The following is a 21046-nucleotide window of genomic DNA, read 5'->3' on the forward strand; positions in this document are numbered from 1 at the left end:
TGCGGCAATGCTCAGCAAGCGAAGGGCTGCGTCTCTGAGCAGCTACAATCTTCCTTTAAGCAGGCTGACATTCGCGGCATAAGCCGGCCAGCAGGTAGTCGCGGCTCTTGGCCTCGAACTTATCCGGCAGCGTTACCGGTGGAATAGCTACCTGATTTAGGCAGTAGATGTGCTGGCAGTTGGTGCATTTGAAATGCACATGATTGTCGAAATGCGCATGGGCACTACACTCAATCGAGCAGGCGGCATACCGAATAACATCAGTGGCGTCAATCACCCGATGCACCAAACCGCTTTCCTCGAATGATTTGAGCGTTCGGTACAGCGTAATGCGGTCCGTATCCGGCGGCAACAGTCGCTCGATGTCACTGCCCGACAAAGCAAACTGCGCATCAGCCAGAATCTGCAGAACAGCCCGGCGGACGGGAGTTTGGCGGAGTGAGTGACGAGTGAGCGTTTGCGCAATGCGGTCGGTGGAGGCCATAGCGAGCAGCTAAAAGAAATAGAGGGGCAAAGATTGAGCGGTTCCGAATAGCAGATCAACACCTACAAAAGTAGCGAAGTTGCAACGGCGGCCTCACTTTGCGAAACAGTGGTTCCTTTCAAGGTGCGTATTGTCGAAACAGGCTAGCTTCGTCCCAGTCGTACAAGAGGAAAGACGTTTTCTGAACTATGCAATGGATTACCCGCGAGCGTCCCAAGATTGACCGCCTGGCCTGCCCCTGGCTGATTCTGCGCTTTATCGACCCAACCGCCGACATCGTCTACGTACCCGCCGAGGAGGTTGTGCCCACAGCCGAGCGCACGGGCGCTATTCCATTCGACGTGCCGGGCGTGGAGTTCACGCACTACGGTGCCGAGTGTACCTTCGACTACTTCTTGCGCAAGTATCAGCTCCGCGACCCGGCTTTACTGGCCTTGGCTCCCATTGTGCGCGGGGCCGATACCGACAACCACGCCCTTGCCCAGCAGGCCGCGGGCCTTTGGGCCATTTCGGCCGGCCTGGCCTATAATCTCCCAGACGACCAGCAACTGCTCCAGCAGGGCCTAGTGCTCTACGATGCGCTTTACAGCTGGGCCAAGCACTTGCAGGGCCAGTCGCACACCCAACAGCCAGAAGAGCAATTGCTGCTGCAGGTCTATACGGCCTACCTGCAACGCACACAGGACCGCAACGCTACCCCTCCCACGTGGACGGTGCAGTTGCGCGAGCTAATTCAAGACCACCTCGATACGAACCTAGCGCTGCGCCTGACCGAGGTAGCCGAAACGCTCCGGGTGAACCCCACCTACCTTTCCCGCGAATTTGGGCGCTACTTCGATAACCTCTCTTTCGGCGAGTACATCCGCAAGCTGCGCATCGACAAAGCCCAACACCTACTCGACACGACGGCCTACTCGGTTGGGGAAATTGCGTACCTGACGGGCTTCTCGGATCAGAGCCACTTCACCCGGATATTCAAGCAGCACCTGGGGCAAAGCCCAGCGGCGTACCGCAAAAAACGAGCGTCGAGGTAAAGATTCTACCAATGGAAAAATCTGTTCTATTTTTCCGGGCAAGCGGGTCCTAGCATTGCGGCGGGAGGCAGCACTTTCATTCTGCTGCCTCCTATTTCTATGCCGTATTCCCGTTTTTCTTCCGTAGCCGCCGGCAACTCGTGGTACCCTAGAGTAGTGGGCCTCGTGTGCCTGCTGCTTGTTGGGCTGCCCGTGCGGGCGCAAAAGCAATTTGTGCAGGAGCGCCAGACCTGGGTGGGCTACTTCAACCAAACGCGCTTTTCCCCGCGCTGGGGTACCTGGACCGACCTGCACTTGCGTCTGCACGACGATTTTGTACAAGCCAAGTTTCAGTCCGTGGCCCGGGTGGGGCTGACCTACTACCTCACCGACGACGTGCGCCTAACCGGTGGCTACGCCTACGTGCACCACTTCCCCGACGGCGCGCGCACCATCAGCCAAGCCGAGCACCGGCCCTGGCAGCAGGTGCAGTGGTTTACCAAGTTTCCCCAGGCCCGGCTGATGCAGTGGGTGCGTTTAGAGGAGCGGTTTCGTCGCCACATCGAGCGCAACGAACGGGCCGACGAGTTCGACTTCAACTGGCGCGCCCGCTACAACCTAGCCCTGTTTGTGCCGTTGACCAAGCGTAAATTCGAGCCTGGAGGCTGGCAGTTACTACTCAACAACGAGCTGATGGTCAACTTGGGCAAGGAGGTGCGCTACAACTACTTCGACCAAAACCGCGCCTTCGCGGGGGTGGTGTATCAGGTAAACAAACACGCGCAGCTACACGCTGGCTACATGCACCTGTTCCAGCAATTGCCCGCCGGCACCACGTACCGCAACCAGCATACCATTCGGCTATTCTTCTTCCACAACCTGGATTTACGCCGAGAAGTGGAGGCGCCCGCCGGCACTTTACCTCCCAAATAAGGCTTTGCCTAAGCCAAGACCAGCTAGCAGTATTCAGCAAAACAAGCTGCCGTACCCACGCCACGCGTTGCCAGTCCCGCTGTGTTGACGCACCACACCGCTTCCTAGGGCGCACCTTTAAGGATTTTGAGTTATGAAGTGGCTACGTGCGAGTGGCTAGTTTTTGGGCCATTTCGGTTAGCCTGTGCTATAATTACCCAAAGGCCGAGCAGTAATTGGCCATAGGTCTGCTACTTTACGACGCGAGCTATAGTTGAACCAGGCACGTGCCAATCAAGTGGTGCGCTCCTGGCTTAAGTAGCAGTTACGTATCACAACTGTACCGAGTGTTCGGCCACTTCATTTCGCTTCTTTTCCCACCCGCCATGAGCTTCTTGACTTCCCGCCGCGACGCGCTACGTACTACTGCCCTGTTGGGTGCCACCTCCCTCTTGCACCCTGCCACTACTCTCGCGGCGGTTGCCATAACCGCTAACGGCAAGACCCCGCCGCTGACGGCCGCCGACCGGGCGGCAATCGATGCGGCGCTGGGCAAGAAAGGTGCCTACAACGAAGCGCAGGCCACGCACGTGGTCAGCTTGCCGCGCAACGACTTGAAGATGCAGCTCAAAGGCGAGCCGGTGCCTATTTCCTTCGGTTTTGGTGGCTGGGTGGCCATCAAGTACACACTCGACGGGAAGTCGGCCATGCTGATGAGCGACACGGTGCTGCTTCAGGAAGAAGTGGCTCCCTTAATGGATGCCGCCCACGCCAACGGGCTGGATGTTGGGGCCGTACACAACCATTTCTTTTACGAAGAGCCGCGCATCTTCTACATGCACGTGCACGGCATGGGCAGCCCGGCCGAGTTGGCCCGCCAGTTTGCCGCCACTCTGAAAAACTCCAAGCTATTGCCAGCCAACCAGCCCGCATCCGCAACGGCGCCTAGCGCGGCCACTGGCAACACCGGCACGCCCGCGGCTAGCACCGCGGCCCCCACGGGCAAAGAACTCTTCGACCTGTCCGCTTTAGACAAGATAGTGGGTTACCAGGGGGCAGTGAACGGACCCACCTACAAATACACCGTTGGCCGCGACGACCTGCAAGTAGTTATGATGAACACGGAAATGACTGCCGCCATCGGCCTGAACTCCTGGGCCGCATTTGCCGGCAAGCAAGCCGACGCGCACATCGCTGGCGACATTGCCATGCTGGAGGCGGAAGTGAACCCAGTCATTAAAGCGCTGAGAGCCCACAACCTAGAGGTAGTGGCCTTGCACAACCACATGCTCTTCGACCAGCCCCGCATGGTGTTTCTGCACTATTACGGTCGTGGTCCGGCGCCGCAGCTAGCCACCGGATTTCGCGCTGCACTCAACCAACTCGGTAAAGCCAACCAAACCCACGGCATGGGCAACATGAAGCATTAAGCGCTACGCCGAGCCACTCATCCTGAAAGTATTTTTCAGGCAAATGACCTTGTACCAGCCGCCTCACGCACAATCGGGGGGCCGCCCATACTACTATTCACGTGTGAGCAGCCTCGGTTCCACAACCATTATTGCCAGGGCAAACGCTTGGTACCAGCCTTGAGCAGAGAGTTTTCAACCTAACCTATTGGTTAATTTCCTCGCTTGATTTGTCTACCATACTCCATCTTTTATGCTAGTGGCGAAGGAATAGACTTTGCTTGACCGATATATAGCTTCGGCAACCATAGGCATCAACTTAAATGCGTGTTTACTGTACTGCTAAGCACATGTATATTTTGCATTCTGCCTGGGCCTGAACATGCCATGGAACAATCAGCCAACCTGAGCAGTTAGGGGCCCGTTATAGCAGAATGGCAATGTATACCGGGTACCCCTTCCACTCCCGCCACCGCGGCATCGGGATTAGTGATGTGTATCACTCCCATCCGGCATGTCAGGTAGCCTCAAGCATTGCCTTGGAGTATCGATTGCCGGGTAATCCGCTCGGCTGGCCCGAGTGTTCGTATTGCGCTGTGCACTTCGCGCCACGTTCTACTATCCGGCCGGTGCACACGCTGCGTATTGCTTCTTCCCTCGATTTAGATTCTAGTGATGAGGTTTCGCCCACGTAGCACTAGCAATAGAAAATTGCTTCGCGACGTCTCCCTTACAGAGGGTACTAGCCTATTACTTGTCATTGGGTTGGGTCAATTTCAGCTACCATGGCGTGGTTAGCGGGACCGATATGTGCCCAAGTGTTGGAAGGCGTCGAGCAGCGTAAGCAGGTGCGGCTCGGTGATGGGCACCTGGGGTACGACGAGTTGCTGCTGACGGGCTTCGAGGTAGCTGATAAGCCAATACATCTCCAGCGGCGTGGAATGCACATACGCCATACGCCAGTCGGCAAACCAGCGTAGCGGGCCGGGTCCCCGACTAAGCGTGCGCACATGCTGGTGCCGCTTGTCGTGTTGGATTTTGGCGTAGAGCGTCTGCACGGCTTCTTCGGACCCTTCCAGCACCTGCACGAAAAAGCCGTCGCTGTAGCAGAGCAGGCCTGTAATGTCGTGCTGCTGGTTGTAGGTCCGCGACTCGTCGAGCAAGTCGTTGAGTTGTGCCTCGTGGAAAGGGTAGCGGGCCTGGCTGCGATACAGCACGTGGTACACTCGCTGCTCGGAGAGCGTCAGCAGCTGGACTAGGCTTAACTCACCTCGCACGTAGCGCTCCAAGTGCTCCTGCTCGTCGGGCCCGGGGGCCAAATATGTTTCCTCAGTTAGGGTGAGGGCCCAGGCCAAAGCCCGCCGGCGGTATGCTTCGTCTGGTTCTTGTTTCATAGGAGCTTGCTATACAAGCCTATACGGCCCTCTTGCCAACAGGGCGGCTACGGCCGAGCTACCGGCAGGCCAGGAGGGACAACGTGTGTACTCCTCCTGGCCCATAAAGCCCGAGCTTAAAAAGAAGGCAATTATACCCGCTCTGCAAAGAGCATCAGTTGCCCGCAGGTAGTGAAGGGGCACTATAGTCATAGCTCGTTTTGAGTTCAACAAACCCATACTTCTCCGAAGAAACTGCCTAAATGTGGCGGTGTACACTAAAGCCACAGATGAAATGCTGTGCCTGGCAAATGTTGTGGACAAAGAGGCCGGTTGCTTGTCCTCGGAGAACAAGCGAAAGGCAAGAACACCCAAGAACCTGAGGCAACAAGTAAGCTCAGAGGCTAGTGAGCAACGAGCACCCGTACGGTCTGGCGCTGCCCATCAACCAGCAAAGAGCAAGTGTACAAGCCTGCGGGTAGCTTCTGGCTAGCCAAAGGCAATTCGTAGTACTGGCCTTTGTGCACGGTGCCTTCATACAAGGTAGCCACCTGCTGGCCTAGCTGATTGTAGAGCTGCACCTGTGCGGCCCCGTCCAGCACCGGGCGGAAGCTAATTTTGGCTGCGCCGGCCACTGGATTTGGGTACACCGCCAACTCTTGCAGTTCCCTGCTCGGAGCCATAACCGTGAGCGGCGCACTGGCTATTACCGCGCTGCTGGTTGTTGGTGCTGTTGTCAGGGGCAGCGGGCCACCGCCGTTGTTTTGGCCGTACTGGAGCGTAGCGAAGTCGTAGCCGGTGTCAGGGCTTAGCGAGTAGCCGGTCACGTATACGTTGTTGCTCGCGTCTACCCTGATAGCCGCTGCTTCATCATAGCTGCCGGCTCCGTCGTAGTGGGCAGTCCAGCGTACTTCCCCGTTGCCGAGGGCTCCGTACTTGACGGTGGCGTAGTCGTTGGTGCCGTCGGCGTTGTACGAGAGCCCCGTTACATAGGCATTGCCAGCAACATCCACGGCCACTGCTTTGGCCTCGTCGTAGCTGTTGTCGGCTCCGTTGTAACAGGCCTGCCACAGCAGCTGCCCGTTGGCCAGCACGTGCGTGGCATAGTCGGCACCGGTGCTGCTGTAGGAGGTGCCTACCACAACAGCATTGCCGTCGCGGCTCACCGCTAGGTCGGCCACCACATCATCGCCATTGCCAAGCCCATTGTAGCGGTAGTTCCACTGCGGCTGACCCGTACTCGTTCGGTAGGCCGTCGTTCCCATGTCGTAGCCCGTACTGCTGCCTCCGTCAGAAGTGCCCGTCACCACAACACTAGTTTCCTGCATGCCGGCCAGCGCCAGCTTGGCTGCTTCGTCGTAGCCGTTGCCCGGGCCGTTATAGGTCTGTTGCCAGAGGAGCTGGCCACTAGGCGCATACTTGAGGGTGGCGTAGTCGCTTTGCGCATCGGAGTAGGTCGTGCCCGTCACGTACACATTACCAGCCAAGTCAACTACTAGGTCCGCTGCCAGGTCATAGCTGTTGGCCGGGCCATTGTAGCGCGTGGCCCAAAGCAGCTGGCCGTTGGTATTGTACTTGAGGGTGGCGTAGTCGTAGCTGCTGGTGCTGCCATTATCCGAAGAGCCGGTCACGTACACGTTGCCTATTCCATCGACCTCCACCTTGGCAGCTAAGTCATAGCCGTTGGCGGGCCCGTTATAGCGCATTACCCACAGTTGCTGGCCAGTAGACGAGTACTTGATGGTGGCGTAGTCGCTCTCGGTGGCACTGTAGGAAGTACCCGAGACGTACACGTTGCCCGCGGCATCGACTACCACGTTGGTAGGCAAGTCCTCGTTGTCAGCCGGGCCGTTGAAGCGCGCCTCCCATTGCTGCTGCCCGTTGGCATCATACTTCACCGTCGCGTAGTCGTAATTGCGCCCGTTGTAGGCGTAGCCCGTCACGTACACGTTACCCGCCGCATCGGTTGCTACATACTTGGCTACTTCGGCACTGCTGCCCGTGCCTTTGAAGCGGGCTGCCCACCCCTCCTGTACGCTGTTCTGCGCATACGTGACGGTTGTGTTGCCGCTTCCCACGTACACGTTACCGGTTATATCCAGCCCAATAGTGGTGGGCACATCATTGCTGTTGTTGGGGCCATTGTAGCCTATTTGCCACTGCTGCTGCCCGGCAGACGTGTATTTAACAGTGCTAAAGTCGTTGTCTCCTCTGCTACTAGCCGAGCGGCCGGTTACGTACACGTTGCCGGCCCGGTCGAGTACAAGTGCCGTTGCGGCATCTGCGCCGTTGGCAGAACCATTCGCGCGAGCCACCCACAGCTGCTGGCCCGTGGCTCCATCGTAGCGGACCGTGGCAAAGTCTTGGTTGGTGTTGTCTCCTTGCGAGCTGCCCGTCACAACTACGTTAGCCTCGGCATCAAAGCTGAGGGCCGTTGCGACATCGCTGGCATGGGCTGGGCCGTCGTAATTTGCTTCCCAAAGCCGCTGACCGCTGGCGCCCGCATACTTCACAGTCGCGTAGTTGTTTGCCGCCGTGCCGGTAGTCAGCACATTGCCGGCGGCATCCACCCGTAGATCGTTGATGTCGCTGGTGCTTTGCACCGTCCACTGGAGTTGACCGCTGACCCCCGCGTACTTTTTGATGGTATAATTGCCGTACAGGCACACCCCCCCGCTAGCATCCGCGGCCAGCCGCTGGGTGTCGCCTAGCTCAGTCTCTGGTCGCATCACCGACCAAAGCTGCTGCCCCGAGGGCGAATACTTCATCGTAACGCGCTGAAAAACAAACGTAGTAAAATCCGAACTCCAACTTCCCTCCACGTATGCGTTGCCAGCTGCGTCAACGGCCAAGTCTAGTATCGACGACACCCGGGCTCCCTGCATGTTCTGGATCCAGGCTAGGTCCCCAAGAGGCGTGTACTTGAGGGTAAGAAAGCCAGCGAAGGCGCGCGCGACACGCCGATCATAGGTACTCGTTGAACCCGTCACGATAACGTTACCAGCGGCATCCACAGCCAACGCCACGGGTCGGTCGTCGCTAGAAGTACCGAGCGATAAGTTGTAGTTGTCGTAGCTCCGTTCCCAAAGTCGCTGACCGCTGGGCGAATACTTTACAACCAGAAAATCGGTATTGGCGGAAGGTCCGGTTGTGGGCCCAGAAGTCGACCCAAACAAGCCGGTCAAGTACGTGTTGCCGGTCCCGTCCACCACCCGATCAACCAAGCTAAAGTAAAACCCTGGGGCAGGTTGATAATTAATAACGGCAACTCCGGCTTGGGTGACGGCTTCGGTAGTGACCGTGCGGGCCTGATCTTGGCGTTGGCTGGGACGGGAAGCGCCAGGCTGGGTTAACGGCAAGCGTTTCGTTGGCCTTACTTCTAGTGGATAAGCAGTATGTCGTAGCACTGGCGCACCCGCGGGTACCGCGAGCTGCAAGGATTGAGGCGTGCGAGCGGGCGCCACTTGGGCCTGCGTGGTGGACCCGCAAAGCCAGCCGGCCACGAGTAGTAAGGAGGTAAAGGATAGTTTCATAGCAAAAAGGAAAGAAGGTGAAGATCGAGGAGTACAAAACACGCGAGGCCGGATTACTAACCGCGTGGGTGATGGGGGCTAACGTCCTGGTAATGAAATAGCCTATGGTAAGTAGCCAGCAACTTAAGGAACTCTCTACGGGGTCATGGTAGCCGAGCCAGTATATCAAATATCTGGCATGTATGGATTGTCTACAACTCTTAACTCTACTGTAGTTGCAGTATAATTTGGGGGTTATTGCAAGGAGCCAGTGCCCCCTATTTATTGCTATGCATGCTCTCCCCTGCCCTTAGGACTGAGGTTAACTAAAGACAACGTCGAATTGCGCCAGTTCCGCACCGATTATCTCCAGCAGCTACCCTAATCCGACTGTGGACTTCGCCTAGGCGTGCCTAACCAAGCTAGCCATCTTGGTTTTGATGCTGCAAGTCATCCTGCCCGACGGAGGACTGGCCGAGGTGGAAGTGGTCATGCACACCGTATTTGCGCTGCCGACCGCAATTGTCCGTTTCAGAAAACAACGCTTGGAAGATATCTACGCTAATAAGAGGCTGGCTAGGCGTGGCTAGCCAGCCTCTTATGAATTGAGCGGTAGCTCAATGGTAAACGTCGTACCCTGCCCTTCCGCACTCGTGAAATGAATGTGGCCTTGGTGCAGTTCGACAATAGTTTTGATGATAGACATGCCCAAGCCCGTGCTACGTTCCCCCCGCAAACCGGGCCGCCGGGCGCTGGTGAACTTCTCGAACAGACCGGCCTGCAGCGCCTCCGGGATGCCGATGCCCGTGTCCGCTACCTGCACTATTGCCTGGTCTTCCGATGCCCACACGCGTACCGTAATCGTGCCCCCATCGGGCGTAAACTTGAGGGCATTGCCGAGCAAGTTGTTGACAACCTGCATAAACTTGTTTTGGTCCAGGGTCACGTACAGGGGCGCTTCAGCTGGCTCGAAAACAAAACGCTTGCCCAAATACTGGGTTGAACTCTGGTATTGCTCGAGCACCAACCGCAGCTTTTCCACCAAGTCCACTCGCTCGCGCTTAAGCTCCACATTCACGGAGTCCAGAAATTCCTGATCGATGAAGTCGCGGATCAGGTTGACACTATCGCGGCACAATACGCGCATGTGCTCGATCATGCCCGTGAGTTCGGGGTTTGCCAGTGGGGCAACGGCCTGATGAAAATAGTCGCTCATTTGCTGCAGCACCGTGAACGGCCCAGCCAAATCATGCGAGAGTATTTCCAGGGTCGTGTTCTTCTTGGAATTGTATTTGTCGGCGTGCCAGAGCATGATTTTGGTGGCTGTAATGTCCTCAATCATGCCCCCGATTTGCGTTTGGCTGTCCGCACCCACCAGCCGGTGAGGCGTGACGCACAAATGCTGGTCTGAACCCGCAGGCGTGCGCAGGCGTAATTCGAAAGGCTCCTGCAACTGACCCGCGCCCCAGCGCCGCCAGCAGTCGACCACGTGCTCGTAGTCGTCGTAGTGCAGGGTTAGCTCATCCCAGAGCGTGCGGCCGCTTTTCATCTTGAAGTCCCAAGGCAAGTGGTGAAACCACAGCAGGTACTCGTCGGGGCAGGTAGCGGGGTTGTTAAACTGTGTGGCCAGCGGCTCGTAGTACTGGCTCACGGCGTTGCTACCCGCAGTGGTACGGTCGAAGCCCACCCCTTTGGCATCGGCCTGATGGTAGTAAGGCGGAGTCCAGTCGGCACGCATCTTGGGCGGTGCCCACCAGGGGCCGGGACCATAGTGGTCGTGGGTAGCCGACATAATGTGGTGCAGGCCTAGGGGCATAGAATAGTTCACGACGGCTTCCCGGCTGTCCAGCATCAGCTGCGTTATCGGCGCCAGAAAGTTGGTAATCCATTCGGGGGCCGTGGTGGCGCTGGCCGCCGAGCCGGTAGCTCCGGCAAAAGTCAGTTTCAACCACTCGTCGGCAATCTGGGCGCTTTTCATCTGGTTGTTCCAGGCCAGCCGACCAAAGGCGTACCAATTGGCTTGGCCGAAGTACTGGCCGGTCCAGTTCCTGTCTAGGCCTGTGTTGGCAACGCCGGCCATGGCCGTGTGCTTTTGCGGGTATACGCTACCATCGGTGCAGCGGGCCACCGTGCTGCCGGGGCCCGCTTGGTAGGTGTCACTACCTAGGCACTCCTCCCACATGGTCGAGAGAAAGGCTAGGTCAATAGAGTGGCCTAGGTACTCCTGCGTAATCTGAAACTCAGGCATCACAGAGGTCTTTTTCAGCGCCCCAAAGAGCGGGCTAAACGGCTCGCGGGGCTGAAAATCGACGGGCCCGTTTTTCACCTGCACAATCACGTTGTCGCGGAATTTGCCATCGAGGGGCACAAACTCATTGTAAGCTTGCTTGGCGCGGTCTTTATCGTTGGGGCTGTACACGAAGGCCCGCCACATCACCAAGCCGCCGTAGGGCCGCACGGCCTCGGCCAGCATATTGGCGCCGTCGGCGTGGGTGCGGCCGTAGTCCTGCGGGCCGGGCTGGCCTTCACTGCTGGCTTTCACCAGGAAGCCGCCGAAGTCTGGAATCTGTTGGTAAATCTCCTTTGCCTTCGCCTGCCACCACTTCCTGACGGCTGGGTCCAGTGGGTCAGCCGTTTTTAGGCCACCCAGCAGGACTGGCGACGAAAACTTTACCGCTAAATAGGTCTTCACGCCATACGGCCGCAGCACGTCGGCAATAGCTTTCGTGCGGCCTAGGTATTCAGCCGATAAAATCAGCGGCGAGGCGTTTACATTGTTGATAACGGCACCGTTGATGCCCACCGAGGCGTTGGCACGGGCGTATTCCTGCCACAGGGTTTTGTCGCGGCTGGTCGTTACAAACGAACTGTCTTTGCGCCAGAAGATGGATTTACCGGCGTAGCCGCGCTCTACCGACCCATCGGGGTTATCCCAATGGTTGAGCAGACGGTACTCGTAAGAAGGGTTGGAGAGGCCATCTTGCGCGGCCTGGCCGGTTTGCTGGCGCCGCAGCAGCTCAAACACTCCGTATAGAATTCCCCGCTCGGTAGTGGCCTGCACGCCCTGCGCGCTCAGGCGAAACCCGTCGTGTTTGATAGCCTTGTCCTTCTTAAGGCTTAGCGTTACGGTGGCGCCGGCGTTGCCATGCCAGTTTTGCTGAAGCTCGCGCTTGGCGGTAGCAAGCAAAACCGAGTTAGTAGCAGGCGCAACCACCGTGACCGGCGTGGCCGCGTGCGGACGCAGCCAGAGTTGGTGGCCGTCTTCGGCCTTCAGGCCTAAGGCTGCGCCTGTCAGCAGGATGCTAAGAAGGATTCGTTTCATGTTGAGGCTTTCCTTATTTCATTCTTGTCAACCCAACCTCCTAGGTATTTCCTGGCATCCATGCCGTAGCAAAGACACTTGGATGGGGGCATGGGCTGTTCGATAATGGTTGCGCGCATGACTGCGCAAGCGCGTAAGCAACAGGCGCTACTTTACCGGCGCTACCCCCTTGGTCGTCTGCACTATTTTCTGGATGGTACCGTCGGCGTTGTAGTGCAGGTCGTCCACGCAGATGGAGCGGCGGTAGCTGCCGCCGGTGGGCAACGAGCCGTTGTGGTAGAAGAAGTAGCTCTTGCCCTTGTAGTCTATAATGCCGGGGTGGGTGGTGAAGCTGTTCGGCACGTTTTCCTGGATGATGCCGCGGTAGGTCCAGGGGCCGGTGGCGCTCGGGGCCGTGCAGTACTCTATCATTTCGGGTTTGGTGCCGGCGGAGGCGTACACGAGGTAGTAGAGCTTTTTGCGCTTGTACACCCAGGGGCCTTCGATGTAGTTCTTGATATTCAGCACCGTGATGGGGCCAGCCAGCTCCGTCAGGTTGTCCTTGAGCTTCACCCAGCGGCAGCTTAGGTTGCCCCAGTACAGGTAGGCCTGCTTGTCATCGTCGATGAACACGGTGGGGTCGATGTCGTCCCAGGCGTGCGGCTTGTCCTTGGTCATCTCGTTGACAATAAGCGCCTTGCCGATGGCATCCTTAAACGGTCCCGTAGGGCGGTCCGACACGGCCACGCCGATGGCCGCGCCGCCCTGGCTATTGTCGTCCTTCTTGTGAAAGGTGGCCACAAACCAGTAGAACTTGCCCTTGTGATACACGCACTGCGACGCGTAGGCATCGCCAGTGGCCCAGGAGAAAGTACGGGGCGAAAGGCGCGTGCCGTAGTCTTTCCAGTGCACCATGTCGGTGGTGGAGTAGATGCGCCAGTCGGGCATTTTGTAGTTCGTTTCCTTCACCGAGGCCGTGTCGTGGCCGGTGTACAGAAACAGCGTGTCGCGGTACACCAGCGGCGCCGGGTCGGCTGTGAACACGTCTCGAATAATCGGGTTTTGCGCCTGCGCAGGCAGATAAGCTCCGAGGGCCAGCAGGGCGACGAGCAAGGTATTTTTCATAGGGCTAGGTTGTAGCTAGGGAGGCGGGGTAGGAAAGAGCCGCCGAGCTAGCGGCCTTTTAAGGAATAAGTTTGGCCGGCTTGGGTGGGAAAATCATACACGAACGACGGCGCCAGCGTGGGCTGCTTAGCCGTGGTTTTGCTGGATACCAGCGGCGCCTTAACGGGTAGGGTTTGGTAAAACGGGTTGGGGTTTTCGCCCTGCGCCTCCCGCAGCTTCAAGCCGCTGGCTGCCGCTACCGCGCTGTGCACCCGCACGCGGCAGTTGCCGCCGAGGCGCGAGGTGATGCGCACGCGCGTCACTTTGCCTTTGTTCCAGGCTAGGTCTACCACGTAGCCGCCGCGGGCCACGAGGCCGGTTACCTCGCCCGTGGGCCAGGCATCGGGCAGAGCGGGCAACAGGTCGAGGGTGCCATCGTAGCTCTGCACGAATAGCTCGGCTAGGCCGGCGGTGCAGCCGAAGTTGCCGTCAATCTGAAACGGCGGGTGCGCGTCGAGCAGGTTGGGGTAGGTGCCGCCGCCTTCGCTCACGCCGCCGGGCTGGCTGCTCCGCAGCCGCAGCTGCTCGGTGAGCAGTTTGTAGGCGTGATTGCCGTCCTGCATACGGGCCCAGAAGTTCACCTTCCATCCCATCGACCAGCCCGTAGACACGTCGCCGCGTTGGGTGAGCGTCACGCGGGCAGCCTCAAACAGCGCGGGCGTGCGGTAGGGCGAAATCTGCCCGCTCGGGTACAGCCCGTAGAGGTGCGAAATGTGGCGGTGCTGGTCCTTGGGGTTGTCCACGTCTTGCAGCCACTCTTGTACCTGCCCGTATTGGCCAATCTGCATGGGGGGCAGCCGCTCGCGCAGGGTGCGCAGGCTATCGGCGAAGGGTTTATCTAGCTGAAGCAGCTCGGCGGCCCGGATGGTTTTCGAAAACAGGTCGAATACCAGCTGGTTGTCCATGGTGGTGCCAGCTACCAACGCAATCTGCTTGCTCTGAAGCGGATAGGTGTTTTCAGGCGACACTGAAGGCGCTACGACCAGCCAATGGTGGGTAGGCTCTTCCTGCAAGGCATCGACGAAGTAAGTAGCTGCGCTCTTGAGTACAGGGTAGTAAGTGCGCAGAAACTGCTGGTCGCCGGTGAACTGGTAATGGTCCCAGAGGTGCTGGCTCAGCCAGGCGCCGCCCATGGGCCAGAGGCCGTACTGCGGCGGGTCGACCTGCCCGGTGATGCGCCAGATGTCGGTGTTGTGGTGCAGGGCCCAGCCGCGGGCGCCGTACATCTGGCGGGCGCTCTGTTGGCCGGTCACGCTCAGGTCCTTAATCATGCCGAACAGCGGCTCGTGCAGCTCGGTCAGGTTGGTGACTTCGGCGGGCCAGTAGTTCATTTCGGTGTTGATGTTCACCGTGTACTTGCTGTCCCAGGGGCCCTTGAGTTGGTCGTTCCAGATGCCTTGCAGGTTGGCCGGCTGCCCGCCCGGTTGCGACGAGCTGATGAGCAAATAGCGGCCATATTGGAAATACAAAGCCGCCAGCGCGGGGTCGTGGCCCTGCGCAAAGCCGGCGATACGCTCGGGGGTAGGAAGCTGCGCGGCGGGCGTGACACCTAAGTTGAGGGTCACGCGGTTGAAGTAGCGTTGGTAGGCCGCTACGTGGTCGGCCAGGGCCTGCTTGTAGGGCTTGCGCACGGCGGCGGCTAGGTAGGTCGTGGCCCGCGCAGCTGGGTCGCCGCTCACGTCGTGGTAGTTATTGAAATTGGTGCCGATGGAGACATAGAGCGTGGCGCTGTTGGCGCCCGCTATGCGGATGCCCGCGTCCGTAGTTTGCACGGTGCCGCCTTCGGCCACGGCTTGCACGCGCGTTTGGAAGCGAATTTGGCCTTCCTGGCCTTCGTGCTCACTGCCGCGGCCATCTAGCACCAGTTGGTCTTTTTCGGCGTGCCGGGTGTACTGCATCAGGCTTTCCTCACTCAACTGGCAGCTTATTTGGCCCGGCTTGCTGGCCGTGAGGCGCACGATAATCACCTGGTCGGGCAGGGAGCTGAATACTTCGCGGCGATAGGTCACCCCTCCCACCTCGTAGCTAACCGAGGCCACGGCCCGGCTGATATCTAGGTCGCGCTGGTAGTGCGTGGCGTTGTCGTGGCCCGGAAAGTCGAGGTACACATTTGACGCCATTTGGTAGGGCATGCCGCTGTTGCCAGCGGGCTGCATCTTGGCTTGCGCCAGGGCCTGCGCCTCTACCAGTTGCCCTGCTAGTAGCTGTTCGCGGAGCTGCCGCACCACGGGCAGGGCGTCGGCTTTCACGTTGTTGTTGGGGCCGCCGGCCCAGATGGTTTCCTCGTTTAGCTGGAGCCGCTCGCGCTGAGGCGCGCCAAACACCATGGCCCCCAGGCGGCCGTTGCCGAGCGGCAGGGCCTCGTTCCAGTTGGCGGCGGGCTTATCGTACCACAGCCGCAGGGGGGTAGGCTTCGATTTAGCCGACACTGCCCCTAGGGTGGTTGCCCAGCAAAGCAGCAGCAAAGAGGCTCTGGCCGACCAGTGGAGTGTCCTCATAAGTGGTGGGATGGGCGCTGACTCTTGAAAGAGTGCAGCGTTAGAATGTATTTGGAGACCTACTAGAACGTCATGCTGAGCTTGCCGAAGCATCTCGCCAGTGTGGTATATACTATTCCGGCGTCAGCACGCGAGATGCTTCGACTGCGCTCAGCATGACGGCCTTTATTACTTAGTAATCAACTCGTCACTTGTACCTAGCCTCCTAAAACAGCTTCTGCGCAAACATGTACAAATCGTGGCGCCAGACGGGCCAGGTGTGGCCGCCGGGGTACTCGCTGTAGGCGTATTTGATGCCGAGCTCGTCCATCTTGGCACGCATCACCTTGTTGTTGGCGTAGGCAATGTCTTCGGGCCCACCCATCGAGAGCCACAGCTGCTTGAGGTTGGTGTTAATGGTGCTGGCGTTGGCTTTCATGAAGGCATACTGCGGGTCCGACAAGGCCGCGTTGTTTGCAAAGAAACCCGAACTGAACACCCCTAGGTAGGCGAACTGGTCGGTGTTCTTCATGCCAGCATAGAGCGTTTGCAGGCCCCCGAGCGACAAGCCCGCCAGCGCCCGATTCTGAGCGCCGGGCGCTACGCGGTAGTTGCTTTCCACCACCGGCATCACCGTTTGCTTTAGCTCGTCTTCGAAACGCTTCAGTACCGGCTCGCCAAAACCGGCTAGGCCACCGGGGCCGCCCATGTTGCCGTCCATCATCACGATGAGCATGGGTTTAGCCTTTTTGTCGGCAATCAGGTTGTCCAGAATGATGTCGGTTTTGCCTTGCTTGGCCCAGCCGGTTTCGTCTTCGCCGCCGCCGTGCAGCAGGTACAGCACTGGGTACTTGGCAGCCGTATTGGCGTCGTAGCCCGGCGGGGTGTACACGAAAAACCGCCGCCACGAGTTAGTGATTTTAGAGAAGTACCGCCGCTCGCGCACCTCGCCGTGGGGCACGTCGCGCAGAGCGTAGAAGCTGGTGCCGCGGCCCGGAATCTCGATGCCGCTGGCCATGCGCCCCATTCCGTAGAAGGTGTCGCTGGCGGGGTCGGCGATGGGTAGGCCGTCGAGAATGAGCGAGTAATAATGCAGACCCCGGCTCAGGGTGTCGGTGGTCGTAGTCCAGGTGCCGCTGCTGTCTTTCACCATGTCGTATTTGCGACCTAGGTCTAGCTGCGCTTTCTGCACGCCGGGCGCTTTCAGGCGGAATACGGCGCGGTTGTCGGGCAAAATCTGCGGGTACTTGGCGTTGCGCACGTTGGTGGTGGCTTGTGCGCCTAGCACCGTATAGGTGGGCAGCGCCGCCACATCCACGGGCTTGAACAAGAACTGCGAGAACATGTACAGTCCGTTTTTCCAAACCTTGAAGTCGTGCCCGCCCGCTTCAAGGTAGTACACGTGCGGCACGTTGTGCTCGTAGAGGTAGTCGTGCGTGCGCTGGCTGATGGGCAGCAGGCCGTCGGCGTCGCCGCACGAAATCCAGAGCAGCTTCAATAGCTTTTTGGCTTTGGCAGGGTCGGGCACCAGCTGCTCGGGCATCTTGGTGTTCGGGGCCGACGAAAAGCCCCCTACCCAGGCAAATTTATCGAGGTTGCCCAGCCCAAAATCCAGCGACTGCCCCCCGCCCATCGACAAGCCGGCAATAGCGCGGTTCTCGCGGGTGGTGAGGGCCGGGTAGTGCTTTTCAACGTAGGGAATGAGGTCGGTCAGCAGGTCTTTCTCGAAGTTGGCAAACGCGGCCACCTTATCGGGCCCGTAGATATTGCCGATGGGCCGGTCGTCTTTCATGGCCCGGCCGTTGGGCATCACCACCAGCATGGGCTTGAGCTTGCCTGCTGCGTACAGATTATCTAGAATCACCTGCGGGTGCCCGCCTTTGAGCCATTCCTTTTCATCACCACCGATGCCGTGCAGCAAATACAGCACCGGGTACTTCTTCTTTTTGGAATAGCCCGGCGGCGTGTACACCAGCGCCTTGCGCACCGTGCCCACGGTTTTCGAAGTATAGCTGATGCTGTCGATGCGGCCGGTGGCAATGCCTGCGGCAGGCTGGTCGAAGCTCTTGGGCGCTTCCATCGGCGCTATTTTTTGGGCAAAAACGCTGCTGGCGCTCAGCAGAACCACGCCCAGAACAACAGGAAATGTGTTTCTCATAACTTAGATAGAAGGCCTTGCGGACCTAGGTAGCGGGTGGGAAAATCAGATAATTTGCAAGCAGCGGCTTCTGCCCCGCCTACTCAAACTTGACCCAGTCAATCTCCACGGGCGTGTTCGTTTTAGCGGACACGACCAGCGTGTGCGTGCCAGGCTTGAAGGCGGACAAAGGCGCTTTCACTTCCTGCCACTGGCTGCCCTTGGGCACGGTTACTTGGGCGAGCACCGGGCCGGTGGCCCCATCTGCCCGCAGCTGCACCGTGGCGCCGGCGGCCGCCATCGTGCGCAGCGTCACCGTCTTGAGTGGCTGTTTACCGAAGGCTACCCCGTTGTATTGCACCCAACCCTGGTTGTTGGCAAACACGGTTTTCCAGCCTTGAAACTTGTTGGCAGTATCGAGGAAGGCGATGTTTGCGCCGCTGCTGCTTAGGCGGCTGTAGCGGTCGAGCTGGATTTTCTGCTTGGCATCGGTCAGACCTACACCGCGCAGGGTGGGTATCACTTTGCGGATGGCACCATCGGGCTCGAAAAACAGGCTATCTACTCGGACCGACCGATTTTTGTCGAAGTTGGGCGACAGGTCGTTGTGGTGGTAAAACAGGTACCACTGGTTCTTAAAATCCAGCAGGGAATGGTGGTTGGTCCAGCAGCCCGTCGGCGACTCGTCCATAATCACGCCCTTCACGGTGAATGGCCCTAGGGGGCTGGTGCTGGTGGCGTATTCGAGGCGCTCGGTTTTGTTCTCAACGTGTGGGTACGTCAGATAATAAATTCCCTTGCGCTCAAACAGATAAGGGCCTTCCTTCAACCCTTTGGTGGGCAGTTCACCCAGCGTTTTGGGCTCGGAGGCTAGCTCCAGCATACTCTCCTTCAGCTTAGCCCCGTAGATATTGCCCTGCGACCAGTACAGGTACGCCTGCCCGTCCTTGTCGATAAACACGTTGGGGTCAATGCCGCGCACGCCCTTGATGGGCAGCGGCTGCGGCACAAACGGGCCGGTGGGCTTATCCGACACGGCTACCCCCACCGTAAAGCCCTTGCTGATGGTCGTGTCCTTAGGAGTAGTCGGGAAGTAGAAGTAGTACTTGCCGTTGCGGTACATGCAGTCGGGCGCCCACATGCTGTAGCTGTCGGGTTTCACCCACGGCACTTTGTTCTGGGTCACAATTACGCCGTGGTCGGTCCACTCGGTGAGGTTGGCCGAGGAAAACACGTGGTAGTCCTCCATCACAAACCAGCCGGCCCGCCCGTGCCCGGGAGTGGCCCTAATATCGTGCGACGGGTACACGTACACTCGACCATTAAACGCCCGCGCCGTTGGGTCGGCCGTGAATTGATTGGTAATAAAAGGGTTCTGCGCCTGAGCAACGCCTCCCCACAGGCAGGCTAGCCCAGTTAGAATATAAGACAGTCTACGATTCAGCATGAGGGGCAGGAATTTCGGATAGGTTTAAAAGGGAAGGCCGTCATGAAAAAGAAGGGCGTCATGCTGAGCTTGCCGAAGCATCTCGCCCGCTTCGTTGGTATACTAATCAGACGAAGCGGGCGAGATGCTTCGGCAAGCTCAGCATGACCGATCTAGGTAGTTGTTAAGCACACGCTTACTTGGTCCCGGTAGTCTTGTCCGTAATGCGGAAATAGTCGAAATCGGCATAGCCGCCGGGGTTCTTGGTAGCGTAGTTGAACAGCCCAAACCGGTAGCCCATAAAATGCGGCAGCGTGTACGCCATCTTGAGCGGGGCGCCGATAGCTTTCCACGTTTTGCCATCGAGGCTGTAGAAGAAAGTCGCCACGTCTTTGCGCTCCGTGAAGTCACATTCCGCCTTGAAATACACCGTGTTCTGCGTAAGCGGCAGGCGCTGCAACTCCACGGGCTTCTCTGATTCCGCGCTAATCATGACGATAGATTTAGCGCCGTTGCGGTAGTCTACCCCCACTAGGCCGTACCGTTTTTGCAAGAGGGCTAGTCCCGCAAAATCCCCGTCTTTCAGGTGCGATATATCCAGAGCCGTAGTGCCGACGCAGGTCGGGCCGATGGTGCGTTGAGTCAGTGTGTTGCGCGCCAGCAGGAAAGTGGTGTCCACGCGGTCCGTTTTGAGGCGCAGGTAGCCGGGGCGGTCGGTGAGCGACCAGAGCGAGTTTTCGGGATTGTGGTTCCATTGCCATACCAGCGGCAGGGCGGGCTCGCCCTTGCGCCGGGCAAATTCATCCGACGCTACGATGCCCGGAATCAAACCTTTGCTGGGGGGTAGGGCCAGCGCTTGGGGCACCTTGCCAGCCGTGCCGAGCACCGGCCAGCCATCGGTCCACGTTACGGGCACCAGGTACGGAATGCGGCCCACGGCCCCATAGTCGCGGAAGAGGTAGGAAAACCACCGCCCGTCGGGCGTGTCGATGAGGCCGCCTTGCGCTACCCCTAGGTCTTGCAGCGCCACTCGGCCTTCGTAAGGGCCTGTGAGCTTATCGGCCCGGTGGACCACCACCGTGCGCATGCCGTCCTTCGGCCACGTGATGTTGAATAGGTAGTACTTGCCCTTGATTTTGAAGAGCTGAGAGCCTTCGGCTTGCAGATTGATATTCGGGCCGGCTGGGGCGCTTGCGTTTTCGATAAGTACCTGCTCGGTGGCGCCGGGCTTCACGCCAGAGGCGTCGGCCGTCAGCTCTATCAGCCGCAGCTTGCCCGCGCCAAATACCAGGTACACGCGGCCATCATCGTCGAAAAACAAGGAATGGTCGTGGTAGCTCGGCTTGAACGACACGGCTTTCCAAGGCCCTTTTTCGATGTTCTTGGTGGAATAGATATAGGTTTTACCCGTCGTTTGGGCGAAGGTCGAGACGTAGTACGTGCCTTGGTGAAACCGCAAGCTGCTCGCCCACGACCCGCGGCCATAGGTGCTCTTGCCGTTGCGCAGTGTCAGCTCGTCCTGGCTACCTAGCGTGTCGGAGGCGTAGCTGACTAGCTGCCAGTTCACCAAGTCCTTAGACTTCATGATGGGCACACCCGGACTCATGTGCATGGTCGTGCTGCTCATGTAGTAGGTGTCCCCCACCCGTAGCATCGACAGATCCGGCACGTCGGCGAAAACAACAGGATTTTGCGCCTGCTTCACTTGCGCCAGTAGCTGCGAGCAATAGGCAGACACGAGGAATAGAGTTACAAGTAGAAAACTTCGATGGAGGAAAGAAGCCATGGGCAGGAAGTGACGGGGACAAGGGTAAAATTAGAACGGCTTAGGGTGCTGG

13 protein-coding genes are annotated in these 21046 nt (G+C 58.7%); 4 read left to right on the top strand and 9 right to left on the bottom strand.

Annotation, left to right across the window (positions count from 1 at the left end; all coding sequences use genetic code 11):
• Positions 1-55: 55 nt before the first annotated feature.
• Positions 56-484, bottom strand: a complete 429-nt coding sequence (locus P1X16_RS26080) for a transcriptional repressor (RefSeq protein WP_277235284.1) — start codon at positions 482-484, stop codon at positions 56-58.
• A gap of 188 nt (positions 485-672) precedes the next feature.
• Between P1X16_RS26080 and P1X16_RS26085 the strand changes: the two genes are divergently transcribed.
• From P1X16_RS26085 to P1X16_RS26100, 4 genes are all read left to right on the top strand, one after another.
• Entirely contained in the window at positions 673-1518 is an 846-nt protein-coding gene (locus tag P1X16_RS26085; protein ID WP_277235286.1) for a chromate resistance protein ChrB domain-containing protein, read from the top strand.
• A 99-nt stretch (positions 1519-1617) separates the two neighbouring features.
• A complete protein-coding gene (locus tag P1X16_RS26090) occupies positions 1618-2430 on the top strand; it encodes a DUF2490 domain-containing protein (protein WP_277235288.1) in 813 nt (270 codons plus the stop codon).
• Between the two features lie 365 nt (positions 2431-2795).
• Positions 2796-3839 (top strand): DUF1259 domain-containing protein, encoded by a 1044-nt coding sequence (locus P1X16_RS26095; protein WP_277235290.1) that lies wholly within the window; start codon positions 2796-2798, stop codon positions 3837-3839.
• 413 nt (positions 3840-4252) lie between these two features.
• Complete coding sequence (locus tag P1X16_RS26100) at positions 4253-4513, top strand: hypothetical protein (protein ID WP_277235292.1); 261 nt, start codon at positions 4253-4255, stop codon at positions 4511-4513.
• Positions 4514-4612: 99 nt separating this feature from the next.
• Here P1X16_RS26100 and P1X16_RS26105 read toward each other — a convergent pair whose 3' ends face one another.
• From P1X16_RS26105 to P1X16_RS26140, 8 genes are all read right to left on the bottom strand, one after another.
• Positions 4613-5212, bottom strand: coding sequence for a BLUF domain-containing protein (locus P1X16_RS26105; protein WP_277235293.1), 600 nt, complete (start codon positions 5210-5212; stop codon positions 4613-4615).
• Between the two features lie 383 nt (positions 5213-5595).
• Entirely contained in the window at positions 5596-8724 is a 3129-nt protein-coding gene (locus P1X16_RS26110; protein ID WP_277235294.1) for a T9SS type A sorting domain-containing protein, read from the bottom strand.
• Between the two features lie 577 nt (positions 8725-9301).
• Complete coding sequence (locus tag P1X16_RS26115) at positions 9302-12025, bottom strand: ATP-binding protein (RefSeq protein WP_277235295.1); 2724 nt, start codon at positions 12023-12025, stop codon at positions 9302-9304.
• A gap of 147 nt (positions 12026-12172) precedes the next feature.
• Positions 12173-13129 carry a glycoside hydrolase family 43 protein gene (locus tag P1X16_RS26120; RefSeq protein ID WP_277235296.1) on the bottom strand — a complete coding sequence of 319 codons (957 nt, stop codon included), beginning with the start codon at positions 13127-13129 and terminating at the stop codon, positions 12173-12175.
• A gap of 47 nt (positions 13130-13176) precedes the next feature.
• Positions 13177-15666, bottom strand: coding sequence for a glycoside hydrolase family 95 protein (locus P1X16_RS26125; RefSeq protein ID WP_277235299.1), 2490 nt, complete (start codon positions 15664-15666; stop codon positions 13177-13179).
• 205 nt (positions 15667-15871) lie between these two features.
• The gene (locus P1X16_RS26130; protein WP_277235300.1) at positions 15872-17803 is read right to left on the bottom strand and encodes an alpha/beta hydrolase-fold protein; all 1932 of its coding nucleotides are present in this window, start codon (positions 17801-17803) and stop codon (positions 15872-15874) included.
• 79 nt (positions 17804-17882) lie between these two features.
• Complete coding sequence (locus tag P1X16_RS26135) at positions 17883-19229, bottom strand: family 43 glycosylhydrolase (RefSeq protein ID WP_277235302.1); 1347 nt, start codon at positions 19227-19229, stop codon at positions 17883-17885.
• Positions 19230-19404: 175 nt separating this feature from the next.
• On the bottom strand, positions 19405-20994 hold the full coding sequence (locus tag P1X16_RS26140; RefSeq protein WP_277235304.1) for a glycoside hydrolase 43 family protein: 1590 nt from the start codon (positions 20992-20994) through the stop codon (positions 19405-19407).
• Positions 20995-21046: the final 52 nt, after the last annotated feature.

The organism is Hymenobacter sp. YC55 (assembly GCF_029433095.1).
GTDB lineage: Bacteria > Bacteroidota > Bacteroidia > Cytophagales > Hymenobacteraceae > Hymenobacter.

Excerpts from the sequence above, each read along its gene's own strand:
- P1X16_RS26080 (WP_277235284.1), bottom strand. The coding sequence starts at position 484 with ATGGCCTCCACCGACCGCATTGCGCAAACGCTCACTCGTCACTCACTC.
- P1X16_RS26085 (WP_277235286.1), top strand. The coding sequence starts at position 673 with ATGCAATGGATTACCCGCGAGCGTCCCAAGATTGACCGCCTGGCCTGC.
- P1X16_RS26090 (WP_277235288.1), top strand. The coding sequence starts at position 1,618 with ATGCCGTATTCCCGTTTTTCTTCCGTAGCCGCCGGCAACTCGTGGTAC.
- P1X16_RS26095 (WP_277235290.1), top strand. The coding sequence starts at position 2,796 with ATGAGCTTCTTGACTTCCCGCCGCGACGCGCTACGTACTACTGCCCTG.
- P1X16_RS26100 (WP_277235292.1), top strand. The coding sequence starts at position 4,253 with ATGGCAATGTATACCGGGTACCCCTTCCACTCCCGCCACCGCGGCATC.
- P1X16_RS26105 (WP_277235293.1), bottom strand. The coding sequence starts at position 5,212 with ATGAAACAAGAACCAGACGAAGCATACCGCCGGCGGGCTTTGGCCTGG.
- P1X16_RS26110 (WP_277235294.1), bottom strand. The coding sequence starts at position 8,724 with ATGAAACTATCCTTTACCTCCTTACTACTCGTGGCCGGCTGGCTTTGC.
- P1X16_RS26115 (WP_277235295.1), bottom strand. The coding sequence starts at position 12,025 with ATGAAACGAATCCTTCTTAGCATCCTGCTGACAGGCGCAGCCTTAGGC.
- P1X16_RS26120 (WP_277235296.1), bottom strand. The coding sequence starts at position 13,129 with ATGAAAAATACCTTGCTCGTCGCCCTGCTGGCCCTCGGAGCTTATCTG.
- P1X16_RS26125 (WP_277235299.1), bottom strand. The coding sequence starts at position 15,666 with ATGAGGACACTCCACTGGTCGGCCAGAGCCTCTTTGCTGCTGCTTTGC.
- P1X16_RS26130 (WP_277235300.1), bottom strand. The coding sequence starts at position 17,803 with ATGAGAAACACATTTCCTGTTGTTCTGGGCGTGGTTCTGCTGAGCGCC.
- P1X16_RS26135 (WP_277235302.1), bottom strand. The coding sequence starts at position 19,229 with ATGCTGAATCGTAGACTGTCTTATATTCTAACTGGGCTAGCCTGCCTG.
- P1X16_RS26140 (WP_277235304.1), bottom strand. The coding sequence starts at position 20,994 with ATGGCTTCTTTCCTCCATCGAAGTTTTCTACTTGTAACTCTATTCCTC.